General features: G+C 46.9%; 15 protein-coding genes and 3 tRNA genes. 13 read left to right on the top strand and 5 right to left on the bottom strand.

What is annotated here, in order from left to right; all coding sequences use genetic code 11:
- Nucleotides 1-276 precede the first annotated feature (276 nt).
- The 5 genes from ACWIP2_RS14295 (at nucleotide 277) to ACWIP2_RS14275 (ending at nucleotide 8,658) form a co-directional block, all read left to right on the top strand.
- Nucleotides 277-1,851: an AAA-like domain-containing protein gene (locus ACWIP2_RS14295; protein ID WP_448520615.1), complete on the top strand. Its 1,575-nt coding sequence runs from the start codon at nucleotides 277-279 to the stop codon at nucleotides 1,849-1,851.
- A gap of 55 nt (nucleotides 1,852-1,906) precedes the next feature.
- Nucleotides 1,907-4,717, top strand: coding sequence for a leucine--tRNA ligase (leuS, locus tag ACWIP2_RS14290; RefSeq protein WP_448520614.1), 2,811 nt, complete (start codon nucleotides 1,907-1,909; stop codon nucleotides 4,715-4,717).
- 9 nt (nucleotides 4,718-4,726) lie between these two features.
- The gene (locus tag ACWIP2_RS14285) at nucleotides 4,727-5,917 is read left to right on the top strand and encodes an MFS transporter (protein WP_448520613.1); all 1,191 of its coding nucleotides are present in this window, start codon (nucleotides 4,727-4,729) and stop codon (nucleotides 5,915-5,917) included.
- A 1-nt stretch (nucleotide 5,918) separates the two neighbouring features.
- On the top strand, nucleotides 5,919-6,491 hold the full coding sequence (nadD, locus tag ACWIP2_RS14280) for a nicotinate (nicotinamide) nucleotide adenylyltransferase (RefSeq protein WP_448520612.1): 573 nt from the start codon (nucleotides 5,919-5,921) through the stop codon (nucleotides 6,489-6,491).
- 79 nt (nucleotides 6,492-6,570) lie between these two features.
- Nucleotides 6,571-8,658, top strand: coding sequence for a 7TM diverse intracellular signaling domain-containing protein (locus ACWIP2_RS14275; protein ID WP_448520611.1), 2,088 nt, complete (start codon nucleotides 6,571-6,573; stop codon nucleotides 8,656-8,658).
- Here the strand turns inward: ACWIP2_RS14275 and ACWIP2_RS14270 are convergent.
- From ACWIP2_RS14270 to ACWIP2_RS14260, 3 genes are all read right to left on the bottom strand, one after another.
- Complete coding sequence (locus tag ACWIP2_RS14270; protein ID WP_448520610.1) at nucleotides 8,655-9,002, bottom strand: DUF6150 family protein; 348 nt, start codon at nucleotides 9,000-9,002, stop codon at nucleotides 8,655-8,657. The genes ACWIP2_RS14275 and ACWIP2_RS14270 overlap by 4 nt on opposite strands.
- Nucleotides 9,003-9,032: 30 nt before the next feature.
- On the bottom strand, nucleotides 9,033-9,800 hold the full coding sequence (tpiA, locus tag ACWIP2_RS14265; RefSeq protein ID WP_448520609.1) for a triose-phosphate isomerase: 768 nt from the start codon (nucleotides 9,798-9,800) through the stop codon (nucleotides 9,033-9,035).
- A gap of 251 nt (nucleotides 9,801-10,051) precedes the next feature.
- The gene (locus ACWIP2_RS14260) at nucleotides 10,052-11,854 is read right to left on the bottom strand and encodes a glycosyltransferase (RefSeq protein ID WP_448520608.1); all 1,803 of its coding nucleotides are present in this window, start codon (nucleotides 11,852-11,854) and stop codon (nucleotides 10,052-10,054) included.
- 106 nt (nucleotides 11,855-11,960) lie between these two features.
- Here ACWIP2_RS14260 and phbB point away from each other — a divergent pair, with 106 nt between their 5' ends.
- The 8 genes from phbB (at nucleotide 11,961) to ACWIP2_RS14220 (ending at nucleotide 18,101) form a co-directional block, all read left to right on the top strand.
- Nucleotides 11,961-12,710: an acetoacetyl-CoA reductase gene (phbB, locus tag ACWIP2_RS14255; RefSeq protein WP_448520607.1), complete on the top strand. Its 750-nt coding sequence runs from the start codon at nucleotides 11,961-11,963 to the stop codon at nucleotides 12,708-12,710.
- 316 nt (nucleotides 12,711-13,026) lie between these two features.
- Nucleotides 13,027-13,362, top strand: coding sequence for a hypothetical protein (locus ACWIP2_RS14250; RefSeq protein ID WP_448520606.1), 336 nt, complete (start codon nucleotides 13,027-13,029; stop codon nucleotides 13,360-13,362).
- Between the two features lie 164 nt (nucleotides 13,363-13,526).
- Nucleotides 13,527-13,609, top strand: a tRNA-Tyr gene (locus ACWIP2_RS14245).
- A gap of 17 nt (nucleotides 13,610-13,626) precedes the next feature.
- Nucleotides 13,627-13,699, top strand: a tRNA-Gly gene (locus tag ACWIP2_RS14240).
- Nucleotides 13,700-13,724: 25 nt separating this feature from the next.
- Nucleotides 13,725-13,796, top strand: a tRNA-Thr gene (locus ACWIP2_RS14235).
- A gap of 45 nt (nucleotides 13,797-13,841) precedes the next feature.
- Nucleotides 13,842-15,026, top strand: coding sequence for an elongation factor Tu (gene tuf / locus ACWIP2_RS14230; RefSeq protein ID WP_448520605.1), 1,185 nt, complete (start codon nucleotides 13,842-13,844; stop codon nucleotides 15,024-15,026).
- Between the two features lie 231 nt (nucleotides 15,027-15,257).
- Complete coding sequence (locus ACWIP2_RS14225) at nucleotides 15,258-17,105, top strand: alpha-amylase family protein (protein WP_448520604.1); 1,848 nt, start codon at nucleotides 15,258-15,260, stop codon at nucleotides 17,103-17,105.
- A 216-nt stretch (nucleotides 17,106-17,321) separates the two neighbouring features.
- Entirely contained in the window at nucleotides 17,322-18,101 is a 780-nt protein-coding gene (locus ACWIP2_RS14220) for an energy transducer TonB (RefSeq protein WP_448520603.1), read from the top strand.
- Between the two features lie 752 nt (nucleotides 18,102-18,853).
- Here the strand turns inward: ACWIP2_RS14220 and ACWIP2_RS14215 are convergent.
- A complete protein-coding gene (locus ACWIP2_RS14215; protein WP_448520602.1) occupies nucleotides 18,854-19,138 on the bottom strand; it encodes a hypothetical protein in 285 nt (94 codons plus the stop codon).
- Nucleotides 19,139-19,481: 343 nt separating this feature from the next.
- A complete protein-coding gene (locus ACWIP2_RS14210) occupies nucleotides 19,482-21,887 on the bottom strand; it encodes a 3-hydroxyacyl-CoA dehydrogenase/enoyl-CoA hydratase family protein (protein ID WP_448520601.1) in 2,406 nt (801 codons plus the stop codon).
- Nucleotides 21,888-21,910: the final 23 nt, after the last annotated feature.

The following is a 21,910-nucleotide window of genomic DNA, read 5'->3' as shown; positions in this document are numbered from 1 at the left end:
TATCTGGCGCTGGTGGAAGACTACGTTACCACGGCGATTATTTTCATCGCTTTTGGCGCGAGCATTTACTACCTGAGTTCTTGGTGGGACAAGCGCCTCAACGCGGCGGCAAGCGAAACGAATCCGTAGCGTATCTTTGTGTAACGGGGGAATGTATCTATGTACAATGTAACACGCCCTTCAGGGTGTGTAAGTAATTGAAAGTCAACAAGCAGATGAATCGCACCCTGAAGGGTACGATACGTTTTAATTTGAACGTGGCTCTGTAAAACATTGATGAAAAAAGAATTTAACATAACAGGCACATGCCGCCACGAAGAGCATTACATGATGGACGACAGCCGTCGTTTTGAAAGCATTATGGATTTCGTGGAACGAGGTAAATATTTCGTTATCAACCGTCCGCGTCAGTACGGGAAAACGACGATGCTGTTTGCGCTGCTGCGAGAATTGCGAAAAAGTGAAAATTATTTGCCCATCATGATGAGTTTTCAAGGCTTAGACTCTTCGGTGTATGAGAGTGCTACTGCCTTTGGAAGATTTTTTTACACTGAGTTGTGCGATGCCTTGCAACAGTCAGACGAGTTTGATAAAAAGACGCAACTGGCAGATTTGCCTGTGCCGAAAAGCATGCAGGAACTTTCTAAAAGTATCACGGCAATCGTCAAAATGACCAATAAAAAATTGGTTTTGCTGATAGATGAGGTAGATGCAAGCAGTAATTACGAGCCTTTTCTGGTCTTGCTGGGCATGTTGCGCACCAAGTTTCTAAGCCGTGATTTGCCTCAGCATTACACTTTTCACAGCATCGTACTGGCAGGCGTGCATGATATTAAGTCGCTGAAATTCAAGCTGCGCAACCCCGAAGACGCACAGTACAACAGCCCTTGGAACATTGCCTCAGATTTCAAGGTGGTGATGGAATTTTACCCCAATGAAATTGCACACATGCTCAAAGAGTACAGCGCGGCAGAAAATGTGCAAATGGACTTTGAGGCGATTTCAGAAAAATTGTATTACTACACGTCCGGCTATCCGTTTCTGGTATCCAAACTTTGCAAAACGATTGCCGAAGACATCTTGCCCACCAAAGAAGATAAAAGCCGCTGGACACTGGACGACTTGGAAAGAAGCGTTCAACTGCTTTTGCAGGAGCGCAACACCAATTTTGACAGCCTGATAAAAAATCTGGAAAACAACCAAGAACTTTATCGTCTGGTTGAATCTATCTTGATAGATGGTTTCCAAATGCCTTACAGCCCTTACAACCAAAGTATTTTGCTGGGTGAAATGTACGGTATTTTCAAACGGGATAACAAGGTTAGCATTCACAACCGCATTTACGAACAGGTGATATACGAATACCTGACAGTGAATCGGTTAGAAAAATTGAAAGAGAAGGAAACGGAATACAATTTCCGCGACAACTACGTTGCCTCTGATGGCAGCCTTGATATGCCCAAAGCACTGCGCAAGTTTCAGGCGTTTATGAAAGAGCAGTACAGCAAACGCAACCAAAACCTGATAGAGAGCGAGTGGCGGCTGATTTTTTTAGCCTTTTTAAAGCCGATTATCAACGGGAAGGGTTACGATTTCAAAGAAGTAGAAACATCGGAAGAAAAGCGACTGGATATTGTCGTTACCTACCTGCAATGGCGATATATCATTGAGTTGAAGCGTTGGAGCGGGGAAAAATCGCATGAAAGAGGTTTAAATCAGTTGGCAAACTATCTGGAGATTCACGGAGTCAATCAGGGCTGGCTGTTGATATTTGATGACCGCAAAAATCCGACATGGCGCGAGGAGTTAATCCATCACCAAGGCAAAGAAATTTTTGCCGTCTGGGTATAGCGCCTGAAAACCGTATCTTTGCGCTTCAAAAAAATTGATAAAAACAGCTTTTGCTATGGCATTGGAATACAACCACCGAGAGATTGAAGCCAAATGGCAGCGTTACTGGCGCGAAAACAATATCTACAAAACCTACAACGATACGGACAAACCCAAGTGCTATGTGCTGGATATGTTCCCCTATCCTTCGGGGGCGGGGCTGCACGTAGGGCATCCGCTGGGCTACATCGCTTCCGATATTGTGGCGCGGTTCAAACGCCTAAAAGGTTTCAACGTGCTGCACCCGATGGGCTTCGACTCTTTCGGTTTGCCCGCCGAGCAATACGCCATTGATACCGGACAGCATCCGGCAATCACGACCGCCAAAAACATAGAAACGTTCAAAAGTCAGTTAAATAAAATCGGCTTTTCCTACGATTGGGAGCGCGAAGTGCAAACTTCCGCACCCGATTATTACCGCTGGACGCAGTGGATTTTCATGCAGATTTTCAATTCGTGGTACGACTTTGCCGACCCTGCTAACCAAGGGCGCGGCAAGGCAAAACCTATCGGCGAACTGATTGCCATTTTTGAAAAAGAAGGCAACGCCAACGTTCATGCGGCTTGCGATGAGGAAACGCCGCAATTTACCGCCGCCGAGTGGCAGGCGATGAGCGAGCCGCAGCGGCAGGAAATGCTCTTGAAATACCGCCTGACCTATCTTGCCGATGAGTGGGTAAACTGGTGTCCCGCCTTAGGAAGCGTACTGTCTAACGACGAAGTGAAAGACGGCGTAAGCGAGCGCGGCGGCTATCCCGTAGAGCGCAAGCAAATGCGCCAATGGATGATGCGCATCACCGCCTACGCCGAGCGATTGTTGCAAGACTTAAACGACGTGGACTTTTCCGAATCGCTCAAAGAAATGCAGCGCAACTGGATTGGCAAATCCGTTGGCGCGGAGGTTAGTTTTGCAATAGAAGGACATCCCGACAAGCGCATCAAGGTTTACACCACCCGCATAGATACCATCTACGGCGTAACTTTTATGGTCTTAGCGCCTGAACATGAGTTGGTCGCTCAATTGGTAACGCCCGACCGCTACGAAGAGGTGATGGACTATGTGGAAAAAGCCAAAAACCGTTCCGAGCGCGAGCGCATGGCGGACACTAAAACCGTTTCGGGCGTGTTTACGGGCAGCTACTGCATCAATCCGTTCAACGGCGAAAAAGTACCCATATGGTTAGCCGACTACGTGCTGGCAGGCTATGGCACAGGCGCGGTAATGGCGGTGCCAAGCGGCGACCAACGCGACTGGACGTTTGCCAAGCATTTCGGGTTGCCGATTGTCCAAATTCTGGACGCGCAACAAAACCTTGACAAACAAGCCGATGCCACCAAAGAAGGGCGCTACATCAACTCTGGCATGATTAACGGGCTGACCTATGCCGAAGCGATGCCAAAACTGCTGGCTTTTCTGCAAGAAAAAGGCATTGGCAAGGCAAAGGTAAACTACCGTATGCGCGATGCGGTTTTCAGCCGTCAGCGCTACTGGGGCGAGCCTGTACCTGTCTATTTTGACGAAAACAACATCCCGCGCCTGATTGAGGAAAGCGAGTTGCCGTTGTTGCTGCCCGAAATTGACGAGTATAAACCCACCCCGACAGGCGAACCGCCGCTGGGACGCGCCACCGATTGGAAATACCGCAAAAACGGCAAAGAATACCGCTACGAACTTAGCACCATGCCGGGCTGGGCAGGCAGCAGTTGGTACTTCCTGCGCTACATGGATGCCCGCAACGAGCGCGCGTTTGCCGACCGTGCGGCAATTGATTATTGGAATCAAGTGGACTTGTACGTGGGCGGCGCCGAACACGCCGTCGGGCACTTGCTCTATTCCCGTTTCTGGCACAAGTTCCTGTTTGACAGGGGCTATGTCGGCTACCATGAGCCTTACAAAAAACTCTTGAATCAGGGGAAAATTCAGGGGCGTTCAAGCATTATTTACAAACTCAAAAACGACAACAAGTTCGTTTCCAAAGGGTTGAAAGACCAATACGGCGAAGTTGTAGCCTTGCGCGCGCCTATTGAAATGGTAGAAAACGATGTGCTTGACATAAACGCCTACAAACAATTCCGCCCGGAATATGCGGCGGCGGAATTTATTGCCGAAAATGGCAAATTTATTTGTGATGAGTTGATAGAAAAAATGTCCAAGTCTAAATACAACGTCGTGAATCCCGACGAGGTAGTGGAGCGCTACGGAGCCGATACGCTGCGCCTCTACGAAATGTTCCTTGGACCGATTGAAGCCGATAAACCATGGAGCACGCACGGCATTGAAGGCGTTTACAAGTTCTTGCGCAAGCTGTGGCGCTTGTTCTTTGATGAAAAAGGCAATTTCATCGTTACCGATGGCGAACCGACCGCGGAGGAACTCAAAATTCTGCACAAAACCATCAAAAAGGTGGAAGATGACATTGAAAACTTTTCATTCAACACAACGGTTAGTCAGCTGATGATTTGTGTGAATGAACTGGGCAGCCTGAAATGCCACAAAGCCGCCGTTTTGAACGATTTGCTGGTGATTCTCTCGCCTTACGCGCCGCACATTGCCGAAGAATTGTGGGCGAAAATGGGGCATACGCATAGCATCGTTACAGCCGCTTATCCGCAGTGGAACGCCGCCTATTTGGTAGAATCGGTGATTGAATACCCGATTTCCATCAACGGCAAGGTGCGCGGGCAACTGCAACTGGGAGCTGACCTCACGCCGCAGGAAATTGAGCGGCAGGCGCTGGCTTCCGACATTTTCAAGAAGTATTCCGAAGGCAAAACGCCCAAGAAAGTAATTGTAGTACCCAAAAAAATCGTAAACATCGTACTCTGAAACTAAATCATGCCGAATGCACCCCGAATGACCGTGTTTTTGCTGGCAGCGGTTAATTTTACACACATCATGGACTTCATGATTATGATGCCGCTTGGCGATATTCTGATGCGCAGTTTTCGCATAGAGCCGCAACAGTTTTCTATCATGGTTTCCGCCTACACGCTTTCGGCAGGGGTTTCGGGCTTTCTGGGAGCGTTTGTTATTGACCGTTTTGACCGCAAAAACTTTCTCATTGCGCTCTACGGCGGTTTTCTGATAGGCACAATCGCCTGCGGATTGGTGGACAGCTACATCCCGATGGTGATTGCGCGAGCGGTAACGGGCGTTTTTGGCGGAGTCATTGGTTCGCTGGTCATGTCCATTGTGAGCGACCTGTATCCTTGGGAAAAGCGCGGCAGGGCGATGGCATTGCTTTCCGCCTCATTTTCAGCGGCTTCTGTTCTGGGCGTTCCTTTTGGGCTTTTCATGGCAGATAAAATGGGCTGGCCTGCGCCTTTCCTCTTTCTGGGGGCTTTCGGCTCGGCGCTGATTGCGGTGCTGTGGAACGTGTTGCCACCGATGCGGGCGCATTTAGCAGTGCAAAAACCGCGCGTAAACCCTGTAAAAATGTTGCAAAATATTTTCAAAGACCCCAATCAGCGGCTGGGCTTGGGGCTGACTTTTGCGCTGGTGTTCAGCCAAATGATTATGATTCCTTTCATTGCGCCTTACATGATTCGCAACGTGGGACTAAGCCAATCGCAAATCCCGTTGATTTATCTCTTTGGCGGGCTTTCTACGATTGCCTCGGCGCAAATAGTCGGGCGTTTTACCGATAAATTGGGCGTGAAAAAAGTATTTTTTGTCGCTATGCTGCTGTCTTACCTGCCGATTATTGCGATTACGAACCTGCCCGCCGTACCTGTTTACGTAGCGCTCACCGCCACCACTTTTTTCTTTATTTTCCTCAACAGTCGCATCATTCCCGCCAATACGATGGTTTCCGGCGTAGTTGGCAAAGAAGGACGCGGCGGTTTTATGAGCATCAATTCAAGCGTAATGCAAATCGCTTCGGCATCGGGGGCGTTTTTTGCCGGCTTGCTGGTGCGCGAGGGCGCAACTACGCGTCTGGAAGGGTTTTATTTGGTGGGCATCGCTTCGGTGCTGATTAGCGCCGTTTGTCTACTGATTGCGCCGCGCTTAAAATTTGTCGGGTAGCATGAAAATCGGTTTATTTTTCGGTTCGTTTAATCCTATTCACATCGGACATTTGATTATTGCCAACACAGTGGCGGAGAGTTCCGATTTTTCGCAGGTTTGGTTTGTCGTTTCGCCGCACAACCCATTCAAGCAAAGCGGCACGCTGCTGCACGAACACGACCGCATGGAGATGGTGCGCCTTGCGATTGCCGATAACTACAAACTCAACGCAACCGATATAGAGTTCCGAATGCCGCGCCCCAGTTACACAATTGACACGCTGACCTACCTGAGCGAAAAATATCCCAAACACGAGTTCCGCGTCATTATCGGGCAAGACAATTTGGACAATTTTACCAAGTGGAAAAACTATCGGAAAATATTGGAATATTACGGGCTGATTATCTATCCGCGCTATGGCGCAGGTTTTTCGCCGCTGATGGAACATCCTAACGTAACGATCGTAGAAGCGCCCATGATTGATATTTCCGCCACTTTCATCCGCGATTGCGTCAAAAAAGGACGAAGCATTCAGTATCTCGTACACGAAGACGTGATGCGCTACATCAAAGGCAAAAAATTATACCTGTAAGAATTCGCCAAAAACCAAACTTTTTTACGGGAAAGCGGGTAATTTTGGGTCTGTCCGTAAGAATCGTAAATATCATTTTGTGAACTTTGCATGGCGTTATAGTCTGTTTTTGTGGCTGCTTTTTATTATCCGTCCGCTTTTTGCCGAAAAAGTATCGGATACGCTCAGACTAAATTTAGGCACTTCAAAAATTGATTTGGTGCCTTACGCCGTTGTACAGGAAGACAGCACAAAAGAATTAATTTGGGAGCAGGTGCAGCCTCTTCCTTTTCACGTTCCAGCAGATGGGCGTTTGTATTTTCCTCATCACAACAATAATGTTTACTGGATCAGGGTATTCATCAAGAATCCGCATGATATACCATTGACACGTTTTCTTGAAGTCAAAAACGCTACCATTAACCGCATCAGTTGTTATGTTACTTGTTATGTGGAAGGAGGTGCGGTGTTTTTGGCAGGTATGCATACAGGTGATGCGCTTGCATACGATACACGCCCCGTACAGAGCAACTATTTCATTTTTCCGATAGAGTTGCGTGCCGGAGCAAATACGGAAATACTTCTTGCAATTGATACGGAAACTGATGCAGTCAATTTGCCGATGGTTTTGTGGGAGCCGCAGTCGCTGCTGGAAAGTACGCAACACGAACGCTGGATTTTTGGGCTTTTCTACGGCGTACTGCTGTTTACGATTGTTTTCCACCTGTTTTTGTTCTACAAACTCAACGACGATGCCGTTATCTATTACATCGGCTATGTAGTTGGAGTAGGGGGATTCATGCTCTCTATGGACGGCCTGGCAGCGCAATACATCTTATCAGACTTTCCACAATTAGGCAATAGTATGTTACCTTTCTTTGCGCTTTTTGGAGGTCTTTGCCTTGTTATATTTTCTTACAAATACTTAGGAAAAGAAAATCTTGCTCGGTGGGCACGAATAGCGCTGGGGGGCATAGGTGCGATTTGTGTTTTACTGATGCCTTTTTGCTTTGCTTCCAACGATGTAATCACATATACGATCATTGCAGCTTCTGTAATGATTCCGCTGTGCAGCATCGTGGCAGTTGTGGCAGGTGTGGTTGCCTATCGCAAAGACCCGCTGCGAGCCAAGTACTTCATTGCAGCTTTTGTATTCCTGATTGTTGGCGTATTCCTGATTGTTGTCAAAGGTTTTGGCATTGTGATAGGCGATTTGAATGACTACGGATTGAAGTTTGGCGTAGGAGCAGAGATCGTCATTTTTGCATTTGCCCTTACGGTTCGTTTCAAGCAAATGGACGAACAGACGCAGGCGCTTGCCTTAGAAAATCTGCAAAACCTGAACCGCATCAAAGATGAGTACAACAACACTTTGCAGGATGAAGTAGCCCGTCGTACCGAAGAACTTAGTAAAGCCAATCAAAAGCTTACCGACAGTATCCGCTATGCCAAGCGCTTGCAGGAGGCGGTACTACCGCGCCGCGCTGCTATCAGCAATTTGTTCCCGTACAGCAGCATTTTAGACCAGCCCCGCGATATTGTCAGCGGCGACTTCTTCTGGGTTGGCACCGCAGGCAGAAAAAAGATGCTGGCAGTTGTGGACTGTACGGGACACGGCGCACACGGAGCGTTTATGTCCATCCTCGGTTGCCGCTTGTTTGATGAACTTTCCGAGCAGTTGGATTCCGACTGCCCTGCCGAGTGGCTGACACATTTAGACCGTCGCTTTCGCCGCGTATTGGTTGGAGAAGGCGATGAGGCAATCCACGCCGCAAGTATGGACGTGGCGCTGTTTGTCTATGATGAGGTGGAAGGCATCGTAGAATATGCTGGAGCGCGTCGTCCCTTGTACCATTTCCGCGCAGGTAGCCTGCATGTCCACAAGGGTAGCCCGGTAGCCATCGGCGGAACGCTTTCCGGCAAACGCGGAACAGCCATTTTTGAAAAGCATCGCATTGACGCTATACAGGGCGATGTTTTTTACATGTTTAGCGATGGCTACGCCGACCAGTTCGGCGGGCAGCCCGAACAAAAACTCACCGTAGGTCGCTTCAAGAAAATCTTGAGCGACATCCACCAACGCCCGATTCATAAGCACGAAAGTTATTTATTGGAACATCTGGTAAACTGGCAGCAGGGCGCACCGCAAATGGATGACATTTTGGTAGTAGGAGTGGCAATGGCTTAACGCTTATTGCAGCCTGCGTATAGTTCACGGTCGGTGAAATAAATCACGAAATCCGCCACGTTCCTGTCTTGTACGTAGGCGATGCTGTAATTGGCAAATCCGCGCTTATCGGTAAAATACCAGAATCCGGGCTTGTCGGCAAAAAGCGGATTGGTTTCCTGAAAAATGACCACATGGGCGTTAAATTCGTTGTTTTTTTCTACAAACACCCGAAAAGTTGCCAGATAGGGGTCTTTTTCTACATAAATCTGCCCGAAAACATCGCAAGGCGTTGGGCGCGACTGTAGCGGTGGGGCTGCCGCCAGCCCCGCCCACCACAGCCACATAGCAAGCAACATATTCATTGATGAAGACATAACAAATTAAACGTTCGCTTACAGAGGCAAACTTTTACACACATTGACAAATTCACGCGATTTGAGCGAAGCGCCGCCAATCAGTCCGCCGTCCACATCGGGGCAGGCGAAGAGTTCAGGGGCGTTTTTCGCATTGCAACTGCCGCCGTAGAGCAGCGTCGTATGGTCTGCAATAGTTGCGCCATAGCGAGCGGCAATGTGCCCGCGCAAAGCGGCGTGCATTTCCTGCGCCTGTTCAGCGCTTGCTGTCATCCCTGTGCCAATCGCCCAGATAGGCTCATAAGCAATGACAACTTTGCTAAAATCCTCTGCCGAAAGGTGGAAAAGCCCGTCGGTGAGTTGTTGTTTGACAAAGCCGATGTATTCGCCGTTTTGGCGCAAATCGAGCGATTCGCCACAGCAGAAAATCGGGGTCATGTGGTTGGCAAGTACCTGCCGCACTTTTTCGGCCAGCAACTCATCGCTTTCCTTGAAATACTCGCGGCGTTCGCTGTGGCCCAGAATTACATAATCTACGCCAAAAGAGCGCAAAATAGGCGCGGAAACTTCGCCTGTATAAGCGCCTGACGGTTTCTCGTGGCAATTTTGCGCGCCCATCGCTATGTTAGCTCGCGACTGGAACAGTTTTTTTGCAAACCCCAGATAGGGAAAAGGCATACAAAGCACAACCTGCACATACGAGTTTACCTCGTCTTGCACCATATTAACAACCTCTGAAATTAGGATGATTCCTTCTTCGCGGGTAAGGTTCATTTTCCAGTTGCCGGCTACTATTTTTTTTCTCATAGGTTAGGGGTTTTACAGGCAAAAATCAGCATTTCGTTGTTATATGTAATGATTCACAGTTGCCATGCATACGGCATTTTGTCAATAAAAAATGCATGATATTACTACAAAGATAACAAGCCTAACGGCTTTTGTCGTAAAAACTCGTAGGGCTGTCATCTTTGCAGTTGGTTACGTGATCATATCATTTAGAATACCTTAGGCATGGCGCTTTGATGATAAAAACAACAGGATGTAAAATCCTTACCGCTTTAAATTCTCTCTAATGCCAGTTGATAAGCCTCCTGATAGTGGCGGTAGAGGCGGCTCCAGTCAAAATCAACAGAGGCGGCTTCTACTCTATTGCGCTGCGCGATGCGGTCGCGGCGGCTCATCTGCACAAAGCGAAACATCTGCTCTGCCAACTGATTGGCCGCATCGTTAAACGAGCGGTTGTAGCGATTGACGATGTAAATGCCCTTTTCTTCATGATCGCGGAGGTTTTTCATCGCATAGTCGCCGAAGCCCGAAAGATCGCTTGTTACCGAAGGAACGCCGCTTGCCATACATTCCAGAGGAGTGTAGCCCCAAGGCTCATAGTAGCTTGGGAAAATGCCTAAGTGGCAACCGCGTACAAAGTGGTTATACTCCATGCCAAACAGCGGACTGGCAGGTGAAATAAAATCAGGATGGTAAACAATTTTAACCTTATCGTAAGGATGGTTGACCAACTGCGAAACACGCAGGAAATTCAGGATTTCATCTTTCTGGTCATCCACGAGGTTATGTGTAACCACCATCGGTAGGTTTTTGCTACGCCAACTCTGCACGGTGCGGCGCAGTCGCAGTCGCCAGTAGTCATCAATAAAAGCTTCTAACGGGGGTAGTTTAGGCGAGGTACCGCCAGCTACTTCGTTGAACATTCGCTCGCCAATCTGCTCGGTAATTGCCTTGCAGGTCTGGCGAATTTCTTCCAGCATCGCACGAGTGTGCAAGGCAAAGGGGTTGATACTTGTAAAAGGTCGTTTGGTAATGAAAAACATCACTACCGTAACATCTATGTCATAGAGGCGCATCAGCCCATTAAGTCTTGCCAGCGCCTCCAGCGTCAGGTCAAAGCCCTTGTTACGGTACTCATAGCGCCCGGAGGTGAAGAAATACAGCGTTTTGTCTAAATCAAATTTGTAGTTGTGGAAAAAATGCCCCATCACAAAGCGATGGATTTGCTTTTTATATTCCAAGTGCAAGTTCTGGAACTCGTGGAGGGCAACAAATCGTTCAACATTCAGCCCATTGGGAACTATGTTGTCGGGTTTGCGCCCCAGCAAGTGGATGCACTCCTCGCCCGTAACGTCGCTGACGGTGTTGAAAACCTGCGCTCCGTGCGCCGCCGCCCGTTCAATGGCAACCGAAGGCTCAATATTGAAGTGCCGCGCTTCGTACGCCCAGTTCAGAAAAGGCAGATGATTGTAAAAATCGGGGTCGTTCATTGCCAGATAACGCCCTAGCAGCGTAGCATGAGTTGTAAACACAATCGTTATGGGCAGGTTCAGGTAGCGAATTTCCGGAATGGGAGTACCTGCCATCCACTCATGGAAATGGGCAATAATTTTTTGCTGCGTGTTCTGCCCGTCGGCAAGGCGAATAAAAAACTCTTTCACCGTGAAGCCAAAGGCAACCACTTGATTAATTAATTCTACATCCGGCGGAGTGCTGATGTTATGATGTTCCCAGAGTTCATACTTGATGTCGCCCAGCCGATGATAAACACCATATAGATTAAAAAGCACTACACGCGGCTTGCCAGTTACTAACCAGTAGCCGTAGTGTACCTCAAAGCCCGACTCACGCATTTTATGCACCGCCCGCCCAATTGGGTTGTCGTAGTCGCTTGCATCGGCAGGCTCAAATTCTGCCTGCACATTTGGATGAATATAAGGGCCCAAACAGCAATAGTTATCCTTCCAGACCGACACTGCGGCAGGAATTTTCGTTCTGATAACTGTGTATATACCACCTACCTGATTGCAAACCTCCCAGGCACTTTCTATTAACAAAGGGGAATCCTGATTCATGAGCTTGTTCTGATCATTTCGCTGCGTTCAAATTAAACAAAAAATTTACTTTTCGTGCAATCTGTTTAATTTTGAATTCCGTAGAAGATCAACCTTAATTTTTGCTATGGATGCTCAGAACCGATATGTTGCTCTTGTTACTGGCGCTACCGGCGGACTTGGCACGGCTATCTGCAAACAATTGGATACCGACGGCTACCGCGTAGTGGCTACCTATAAAACACGGGATAAAGCTGAAAAATGGCGGCTACAAATGCAAGAAAGCAACTTGCAGTTTGATATGTATCAGACAGATGTAGCTGATTTTGAGAATGTTGGCAAAACGATACATGCAATTGAGCAGGAAGTTGGCGGTATAGACGTACTGGTAAATTGTGCAGGAATGACGCAAGACGGACAATTTCGCAAAATGACCTTTGAGCGTTGGGATGCTGTTATCAAAGTAAACCTATACGGCGTTTTTAACTGCTGCCGCCACGTTATCAACCCAATGATTGAACGCGGCTACGGGCGCATCATCAATATTTCTTCCATTAGCGCACAAAAAGGACAGTTTGGCGAGGTTAATTACGCCGCTGCTAAGGCTGGCATTCATGGACTTACGAAAACGCTCGCGCTGGAAGTTGCCCGCAAAGGCATCACTGTTAACACCATTTCACCGGGCTATATCGCTACTGATATGGTTTTAGCCATTCCTGAAGATGTGCGCAACAACCGTATCCTCCCTGAAATTCCCGTCGGGCGCTTTGGCGGCACTGACGAAATAGCAGCGTTAGTGTCTTTCCTTTCCTCGCCCAACAGCAGTTTTATCACAGGGGCAAACTATGCCATCAATGGTGGGCAACACATGTACTAAGTTGAACGCCTGCCTGTTCATAAATGAACAACTATCACAGCTTAAGTCAAGATAAGCAATTGATAATCAAAAACCTGTAAGAAAAGGTATGCTATTGGCGCAAGTAGATGCAACTTGCTCATATTCGTCTTGCATCATTTACTTTTGAAAACAAATATCTTCATGAGCACGCTTCTACAATGACCTTAGACAAACCCAAAAGCATTAAAATCTCTGCTATTGTGAAGAAAATTTTCATCGGTCTGCTGGTACGAAGCCGCAGGTATCGGGTGTAATTGAGGCGGTATATGTAGAAGCCGGACAACTCATCGCCAAGGTGCGCGTAGTGCAGAACCTTTCGGGCAAAAACACCGACCTTCGCACTATCAACAGTGCTGAAAATCAGTTAGCAACTGCCCGTGCCAACTTTGAGACGGCACACATAGAAAAAGAGCGCGGCGAAAAACTATTTGCCCAAAAAGCCATTTCGCAGCAGGAACTTACTCGCCTACAATTAGACTATCACATACGAAAAGAGGCACTCATACCCGCTGAACACGACTTAGACATCATCCGCCAGAACGCACTGCAAAATTCGGGACAAAGGCGAAAAGATCAAAGTACCGGATGCCAAAGAAAAACAGAAATAGTCTTTCAGCCTCCCTATTTTTAAAGTGCTGATAATCAATAGGCTGAAATATATCATTCCTTGAAAAAAGGTGAGAAACGAAAAATCTCAACTTTTTTTTTGCAAACCTTTGCGGAAAAATAGAAAGCATATAACTTTGCGAACCATTTCAGAACTGAGATAGGTAGTACATTGAGAAAATATCTTTCGGGGAGATTCCAGAGCGGCCAAATGGGACGGACTGTAAATCCGTTGTCTTACGACTTCGAAGGTTCGAATCCTTCTCTCCCCACTATTGTTAGTCATTACGCGGGAGTAGCTCAGTTGGTAGAGCGACAGCCTTCCAAGCTGTAGGTCGCGGGTTCGAGCCTCGTCTCCCGCTCTTGTTTTTATATGACTTTGAACAAGCCGTTGTAGCTCAGGGGTAGAGCACTTCATTGGTAATGAAGAGGTCGGCAGTTCAATTCTGCTCAACGGCTCATAAATTCAAGATTTTAATAACTTTCGTTTAACTAATTATCAAAATGGCTAAAGAGACGTTTGACCGCTCCAAACCTCACGTAAACGTGGGTACAATCGGACACGTTGACCACGGTAAAACCACCCTTACTGCTGCTATCACTAAGGTTCTTTCCGAGAAAGGTCTTGCTGAAAAGCGCGACTTCTCTTCAATTGACAATGCACCTGAAGAAAGAGAGCGTGGTATTACCATCAACACATCTCACGTAGAATATCAAACAGAAAAGCGTCACTATGCTCACGTTGACTGTCCCGGCCACGCTGACTATGTGAAAAACATGGTAACAGGTGCTGCCCAAATGGATGGTGCTATCATCGTGGTTGCTGCTACTGACGGCCCAATGCCTCAGACCCGTGAGCACATCCTGCTTGCTCGTCAGGTAGGTGTACCTGCACTGGTAGTGTTCATGAATAAAGTTGACATGGTTGACGATCCTGAATTGTTGGATCTGGTTGAAATGGAAATTCGCGACTTGCTGAGATTCTACGGCTTCTCCGAGAACACTCCGGTTATTCGTGGTTCTGCTTTGGGTGCTCTGAATGGCGATCCCAAGTGGGTGGCAACTGTTGAAGAACTGATGGACGCAGTAGATACATACATTCCTCTGCCTCCTCGCGAAGTAGATAAGCCATTCTTGATGCCTATTGAAGACGTGTTCTCTATCACTGGTCGTGGTACTGTAGCTACAGGACGTATCGAGCGCGGCGTAATCAACGTAGGTGATGGTGTAGATATTATTGGCATGGGTGCTTCAGGCCTGAAATCAACTGTAACAGGTGTGGAAATGTTCCGCAAATTGTTGGATCGCGGAGAAGCGGGCGACAACGTAGGTCTGCTGCTTCGTGGTATTGACAAAGACGCTATCCGTCGCGGTATGGTCGTTTGCAAACCCGGTTCTGTGAAGCCTCACACTGAATTCAAAGCAGAAGTTTACGTTCTGTCTAAAGAAGAAGGTGGCCGCCACACTCCATTTTTCAAAGGCTACAACCCTCAGTTCTACTTCCGTACAACTGACGTAACCGGCACAATCAACCTGCCCGAAGGTGTTGAAATGGTTATGCCTGGTGATAACGTCACAATCACTGTAACGTTGCAGAAAGAAGTTGCAATGGAAAAAGGTTTGCGTTTCGCTATCCGCGAAGGTGGTCGTACAGTAGGTGCAGGTCAGGTAACTGAAATCATCAACTAAATACATCACTTGCTTTGCATAATGAAAGCCCTGCTGTCGTAGCAGGGCTTTTTCTTTGTGTATCCCTTTGTTTTTATAAAAAGGTTCTAAATAAACGCGTTCATACAAGTCGTAGCAGGGCTTTTTCTTTGTGTATCCCTTTGTTGGCTAATTTTTGTAATTAAGCATCTGCAAACTATTTGCTTTTGATGGATCTATTTATAAGATTGAATCAGTCTAATTCGCGTTTACATGAAATCTCGTATATTTTACAGCATTTTACTACTGCTCTACATGTGGCAGAGTATCATTTTCGCACAACAAAAATTGCCTATGAACGACCCGAATCTGTTGCAGACACCTGTAGAAAACCATAAAATCATTATTTACCAGTTGCTGGTGCGCCTGTTTGGCAACCAAAATACGACTAATAAATTTTATGGTTCTAAAGAGGAAAACGGTGTCGGAAAGTTCAATGATATTACCCCCGCAGCCCTACGCGGCATCAAAGAATTGGGAACAACGCATGTGTGGTACACAGGAGTCATCGAACATGCAACCATGAGCGACCACACAGCCTTAGGTATCCCGATGGACGACCCTGATGTAGTGAAAGGCAGAGCAGGCTCGCCTTATGCTATCAAAGATTATTACGACGTTTGCCCTGATTTGGCTGTAGATCCTACAAATCGTATGGCAGAGTTTGAGGCTTTGATAGAACGCACCCACGCAGAAGGACTCAAGGTACTCATTGATTTCGTGCCTAACCACGTAGCCCGCAGCTACCGCTCCGATGCCAAACCCACAGGCATAGTTGATTTAGGTGAGCAAGATGATCGCACAAAGGCATTTTCGCCACAAAATAATTTTTACTACCTGCCCGGACAAGATTTTCGGGTACCTGCCGAATACCAATTGCCCGATGGTGTGCGCATTGAGGGCAAAGATGGTGTTTTTGCAGAGCACCCCGCCAAAGCAACAGGTAATGACGTATTTTCTGCCGCCCCGTCGGTTGATGACTGGTTCGAAACCATCAAGCTGAACTATGGCGTGGACTATGTAAATAATCGCACTAAATATTTCACCCCTAGCCCAGATACCTGGCTGAAAATGCGCGACATTCTGCTGTTTTGGGCAGCCAAAGGTGTAGATGGATTCCGCTGCGATATGGCCGAGATGGTACCTGTAGAATTTTGGGAGTGGTGCATTCCACAAGTCAAACGGCAGTTCCCGCAATTGGTTTTTATAGCTGAGATCTACAACCCGAACGAATACGACAACTACGTACAAAAAGGCAAATTTGATTACTTGTATGATAAAGTTGGCTTGTACGATACGTTAAAGGCAGTAATTCAGGGCAGGACAAGCGCCAACGACATCCCGAAGAATTGGCAGCGACTCGGCATATTGAACAACCGGATGCTACGCTTTCTGGAAAATCACGACGAACAGCGCCTGCCCAGCCCGTTTTTTGCTATTGACTCTTACAAGGGCATTCCGCTAATGGCCGTTAGCGCAATGCTGAACAGCGGCCCTGTGATGATCTATTTTGGGCAGGAAGTAGGCGAACCCGGAGCAGGAGCAGAGGGGTTTTCCGGAGAAGACGGACGAACTACTATATTTGATTTCTGGGGCGTACCCATGCACCAGCGTTGGATGAACGGAGGCAAATTTGACGGCGGGCAGTTAGAAGACTGGCAAAAAACGCTCCGCGCCAATTATGTTGCATTGCTCAACTTTGTCCGAAAAAATGAGGCAATTACTGACGGAAAACTCTATGACTTACAGCAGGCCAACCATCAGGGAAAGGCGGCAGGCTATGACGATGCGCGGCAGTACGCATTTCTACGCTTTACTGACCAACAGAGATTGCTGATTGTAGTAAATTTTGATGCTTTTGCCGGAAAAGATTTTCGCTTGCGCATACCTGATGCTGCATGGACAGCAATGGGATTGGATAAAAAAGGCAACTATCAGCTGCGCGGAGTATTATTTAACAATAGCACACTGCCTTGCAGCGCTGCACAGGCGCAAACGGAAGGAATTTTACTCCATTTACCGGTATTGGGAGTAGCAGTCTTTGAATTGGTCAGAGAATAGGCAATAGAATCCCTCATATCTGCAAGCTATGATGAAAAATACATCATCAAAGGAGTAATTATACCACTAAGGATCTTAAGATAGGTAATCATTTTTTGCGATCTTTAGGAAGAATTATTGCGTCTTTCATAGTTTTATCGCTAAGGGTACCGAGATTAAATGCTTAGGTATTTACTTGGCTTTTCGGCAAAAAATTTAATCCATACATATTTGCACATGGCAGCAAAGCTAATCTGGCTTATTTTCCTGCTCGTATGCACGATGCATTTAGCAGCAGCACAAGGCACTAAAAAAGTGTTTAATACAGCGCATATGCCCAAATTCAGCGAAACGTATTTCGTTATGCGCGATAACGATACGCTAAAGCATGGACTCTATCAGAAAATTTCTTACAGAGAACATAACAAGGGTGAGGTTCTGGAACAAGGATATTACAAGAATGGACTTCGCGAAGGCGAGTGGCAGCTTTTGCAGGCAAAAGGGAAATATGAAGAAGGTCAGAAAGTGGGTGTCTGGGAATATTACACCTACGAAAAGCCCCGGAAGATAGAACAGAGATATGATCACTCGCTGCGAAAAGTAGTTGAGTATGACTACAGCAAGGTGCCTTATCCTTGCTTTCTTTTGAGTGAACCGGACAGTGCAACGAACACTCCACCCGATACAGCTGCAATTTTCATAGGTGGCGGTGCCGGCTTTTTGCAACAAACTGCCGACCAGATACGCTACCCTGCCCAAGCTCTTAAGAAACAGGTATCGGGGCAGGTAGTGGTAGCCGTTCGCATAGACGAAGAAGGGAACATGCAGCCCAATTACTACCGAATAGTGCAAGGCATTGGCGCAGGTTGCGACGAAGAGGCACTAAATGTGGTAAAAGGGATGACGCATACCCATTTGTTTGTACCTGCCAGGCACAATGGTAAAAATGTACCTGTAGAAATGCATTTAAGGTTTGCATTCAAGCTGAAACGCAGCCTCAATTGGAGTGAATATTAAACCTTATCAATATGAAAAATCTCAAATTTGGGTGTCTGTGTTGTCTGATAGCATACCTGTCAGTTAAAAGTCAAACTCAAACGCCCCTGGAAATGAGAAGATAGTCGTTACAGAGTCGTCCAGTGAGGAAGATTCTATCAAGCAGGCTTATATTAGCATTTGATAAAGCAATGAAAGACAAAGAAGATGCTACCAAAGAGATCCTTCATGATAAGAAAATACCCAAGTTCCGCTCAAAAAGAAATATCTAAGAATCATAATTTTCAATTCGCCAAGCGGGAATTTGCTACTACATCTGCGCTAACTAACATGATTTTTAATCAGAAGGGGGATTTAGAGCTTGTGATGCTGGGAATTCCAACCTACAAGAACCGCGAGCATCTATTCACGGAAACGCTTGACAGATTATTAGCTAAATAGTTTTGATGCATATGCATACCTGTACCTCATTTATCGCAGTATTACTTTTCACACTACAGGCAGCTGCTCAGATTTCATCTGCGATGGTGCTGCAATGATGATACCGATGCAGCCCTGATAGCTACTCATGGTGAATTTGAACTTTTCTTGGTGTACGAAACAGAGGAGGAGAGAGTGGCGAATGAGTTCAGAAAAGAAATCCTATTAGGATATGCGCAGCATTTAGCCGAACAACACGTCAAATAGAAAAGGCACAAAGCTGAACATCAGTCTGTAGCTTTGTGCCTGCTAATTATTCATCATATAGCGCTACCGGAAGGCGGCAACACGCTTTAATATTCTATCCGTAAAATAGCACTAACGGGAATTGTTCGTCCGCCTTTGAGGCTGACATAGTTATCATCCGATTGCCAGATGGTGGTTATTATTTGTCCGACTTGTCCGTCTGCCATTTGACATATAATCTTGACTTTGTGTTGGTAAACATTGCCAAGGGCGGTAGCTTTTTGTATCTGCAACTTGCGTTCAGCGCGCAGTCTGCTGTCTTGTAGAACGTCGTAGGGTGCAAACATTTGTTGATGAACGGATTCTTTAGGTAAAATGACAGTCGGATTCATAATTACTGATGTTTAAGGTGATGAAAATGAACTAAAGATTGCAAGCACAGGGCTCTTGCAAAGCGTAGAAAGTAACATATGCTATGAAATTGATGGATTAAGTTGTCTTAAGTTTGAATGATAACGTAAGCATTTACCATAAATTACAGAAAAGCCGACAAAAAGTTATCCATTTTAGAAACTTTAACAATTATGAGCAAAAACGAGGCTGTCCAGAAAATAACATAGACTTTAGTCTGTGATCGTTGAAATACTTGGTAATCAGACGGTTACAGACTAAAGTCTGTGCTACATTCAGCCTTTTTAGACAGCCTCGTTGTACGTATTGATTGATCTTATTGAATTAGTTTCTGACCGTTTTGCCTTTGAACAGCAATCCGTGGATGCGTTCCAGCGTCTTAGGCTCACCTGAAAGCGACAGGAAGGCTTCGCGCTCCAGATCGAGCAGGTACTGTTCGCTGACCATTTGCGGGTAGCTCAGGTCGCCGCCGCTCATTACATAAGCGATCTTCTTGGCAATTTTCGCATCATGTTCGCTGATATAGTTGCCGTAGCGCATACTTACGATACCTGTTTCAAACAAGGCCAGCGATGTTTTGCCCAGTACTTTGATGTCCTTGCGCTGTACAGGCTTGGTATAGCCTGCCTCTGCTAATGCAATGGCAGCGCGTTTGGCATCTGCCAGCAGGTGCGAGCGGTGCAGCGTGATACCGTCGGTTGGACGGATATAGCCCAAGTCCTTTGCTTCGTGTGCGGAGGTAGAAACTTTAGCCATAGCAATATTCATGAAGTACTCTTGCAGGCGGTTGAGTTCCACGTCGCCTTTAGCGTAACTGTCTGATGCGCGGAGGGTCATTTCTTTAGTGCCACCACCGGCAGGAATCAGGCCAACGCCTACCTCTACCAAGCCCATGTAAGTTTCTGCATGTGCCTGAATGTGGTCGGCGTGGAGTTGCAATTCGCAGCCGCCGCCCAGCGCCAATCCCGCAGGCGCTGTTACTACCGGAATAGATGAGTAGCGGGCGCGCATCATCGTATTTTGGAAAGCTGCAATAGAGAAGTTGATCTCGTCAAATTCGCCGTTGCTGGCAGCCATGAAAAGCATCGCCAAGTTAGCGCCCGCCGAAAAGTTAGGTCCGTCGTTGCCAATGACCAGTCCACGGAAATTTTCTTCCGCTTTTGTAATAGCTGTATTGATGCCTTCCAGCACTTCAGCGCCTATGCTGTTCATTTTGGTATGGAACTCCAAACCGAGAATGCCATCGCCGAGGTCAAATAAAGTTGTGCCTGCATTGCCCCACACTTTGTTGGTTGGGCGGATATTGTCCAGAATGATGAATCCTTCACTGCCCGGAATGACTTTGTAGGACTTGGACGGAATATCGTAATAATGGCGAATCCCTTTTTCTACCTTATAGAAAGACTCCTTGCCGTCTGCCAGCATATCATATACCCATTGCGCGGGTTTTTCGTTGGCAGCTTCCATCTTGGCGACCGTTTCGCGTACGCCGAGCAAGTCCCATGTTTCAAACGGGCCAAGTTCCCAAGCAAAACCTGCGGCTACTGCCTGATCAATGCGGTAGAGTTCGTCTGCAATTTCAGGAATGCGGTACGAGCAATATTTGAACAGATCATAGAAAGTAGCGCGATAAAACTCACCTGCCTTGTCGTTGCTATTTACTAATTTAGGAATACGCAACTTAACATTGTCAATATCCTTTACTGCATCAATAGATTCAAATTTAGGCTTGGTCTGCGGTTCGTATTCAAAAGTTTTGAGGTTCAGGGTCAGAATTTGGCTTTTGCCGTCTGCTCCTTTTACTTTTTTGAAAAATCCCTGACCTGTTTTATCGCCGAGCCATTTGCGATCGGAAAGTTCTTTTACAATGCGCGGCAGTTGGAAAGCGTTGCGGCTTTCGTCGTGCGTAAGTGCCGCATAGAGGTTGTTAGCAACATTAACGGTTGTGTCTAAACCTACCACATCGCTGGTGCGGAAAGTAGCAGACTTGGCCCGTCCGATGATCGTACCTGTCAGCGCATCTACTTCATCAACGGTCATATCAAACGAGTCCAGCTTGTGCATCGCCGACATCATGCTGTAAACGCCGATGCGGTTAGCAATAAAAGCAGGAGTATCTTTACACAATACGGTTTCTTTGCCCAGATAGCGTGCGCCGTAGTGCATCAGGAAATCAACAATATCAGGATTGGTCTTTGGACCGGGGATAATTTCCAGTAATTTCAGGTAGCGCGGCGGGTTGAAGAAGTGCGTACCGCAGAAATTTACCTGAAAATCTTCGCTGCGTCCGTCGCACATTAGCGCCATCGGGATGCCTGAAGTATTGGATGTAATCAGCGTTCCTTTTTTGCGGAACTTTTCCACCTGCTCAAATACTTGTTTTTTGATATCTAAACGCTCAACTACTGCCTCCAGCACCCAGTCGCAATCAGCAATTTTTTTCATATCGTCCTGAAAATTGCCTGTCTGGATCAGCGAAGCAACTTTGGCATGATACACAGGTGAAGGGCTTGATTTGAGGGCTGCCGTCAAGGCATCGTTCACAATGCGATTGCGCACTGCCGGATGCTCAGTGGTCAGTCCTTTGGCTTGTTCTGCCGCATTGGGTTCGGCAGGTACTATATCTAAAAGAATTACCTCTACGCCAATATTGGCAAAATGACAGGCAATGCGTGAACCCATCACGCCGGAGCCTAATACGGCTACTTTTTTGATGCTACGGTTTTTCATTTCGTTTGGTTGGTGATTGGTCG

This window comes from Rhodoflexus sp., assembly GCF_053489755.1.
Note: the sequence above shows the minus strand (reverse complement) of the source record. Positions and strands in the feature narration are given on the sequence as shown.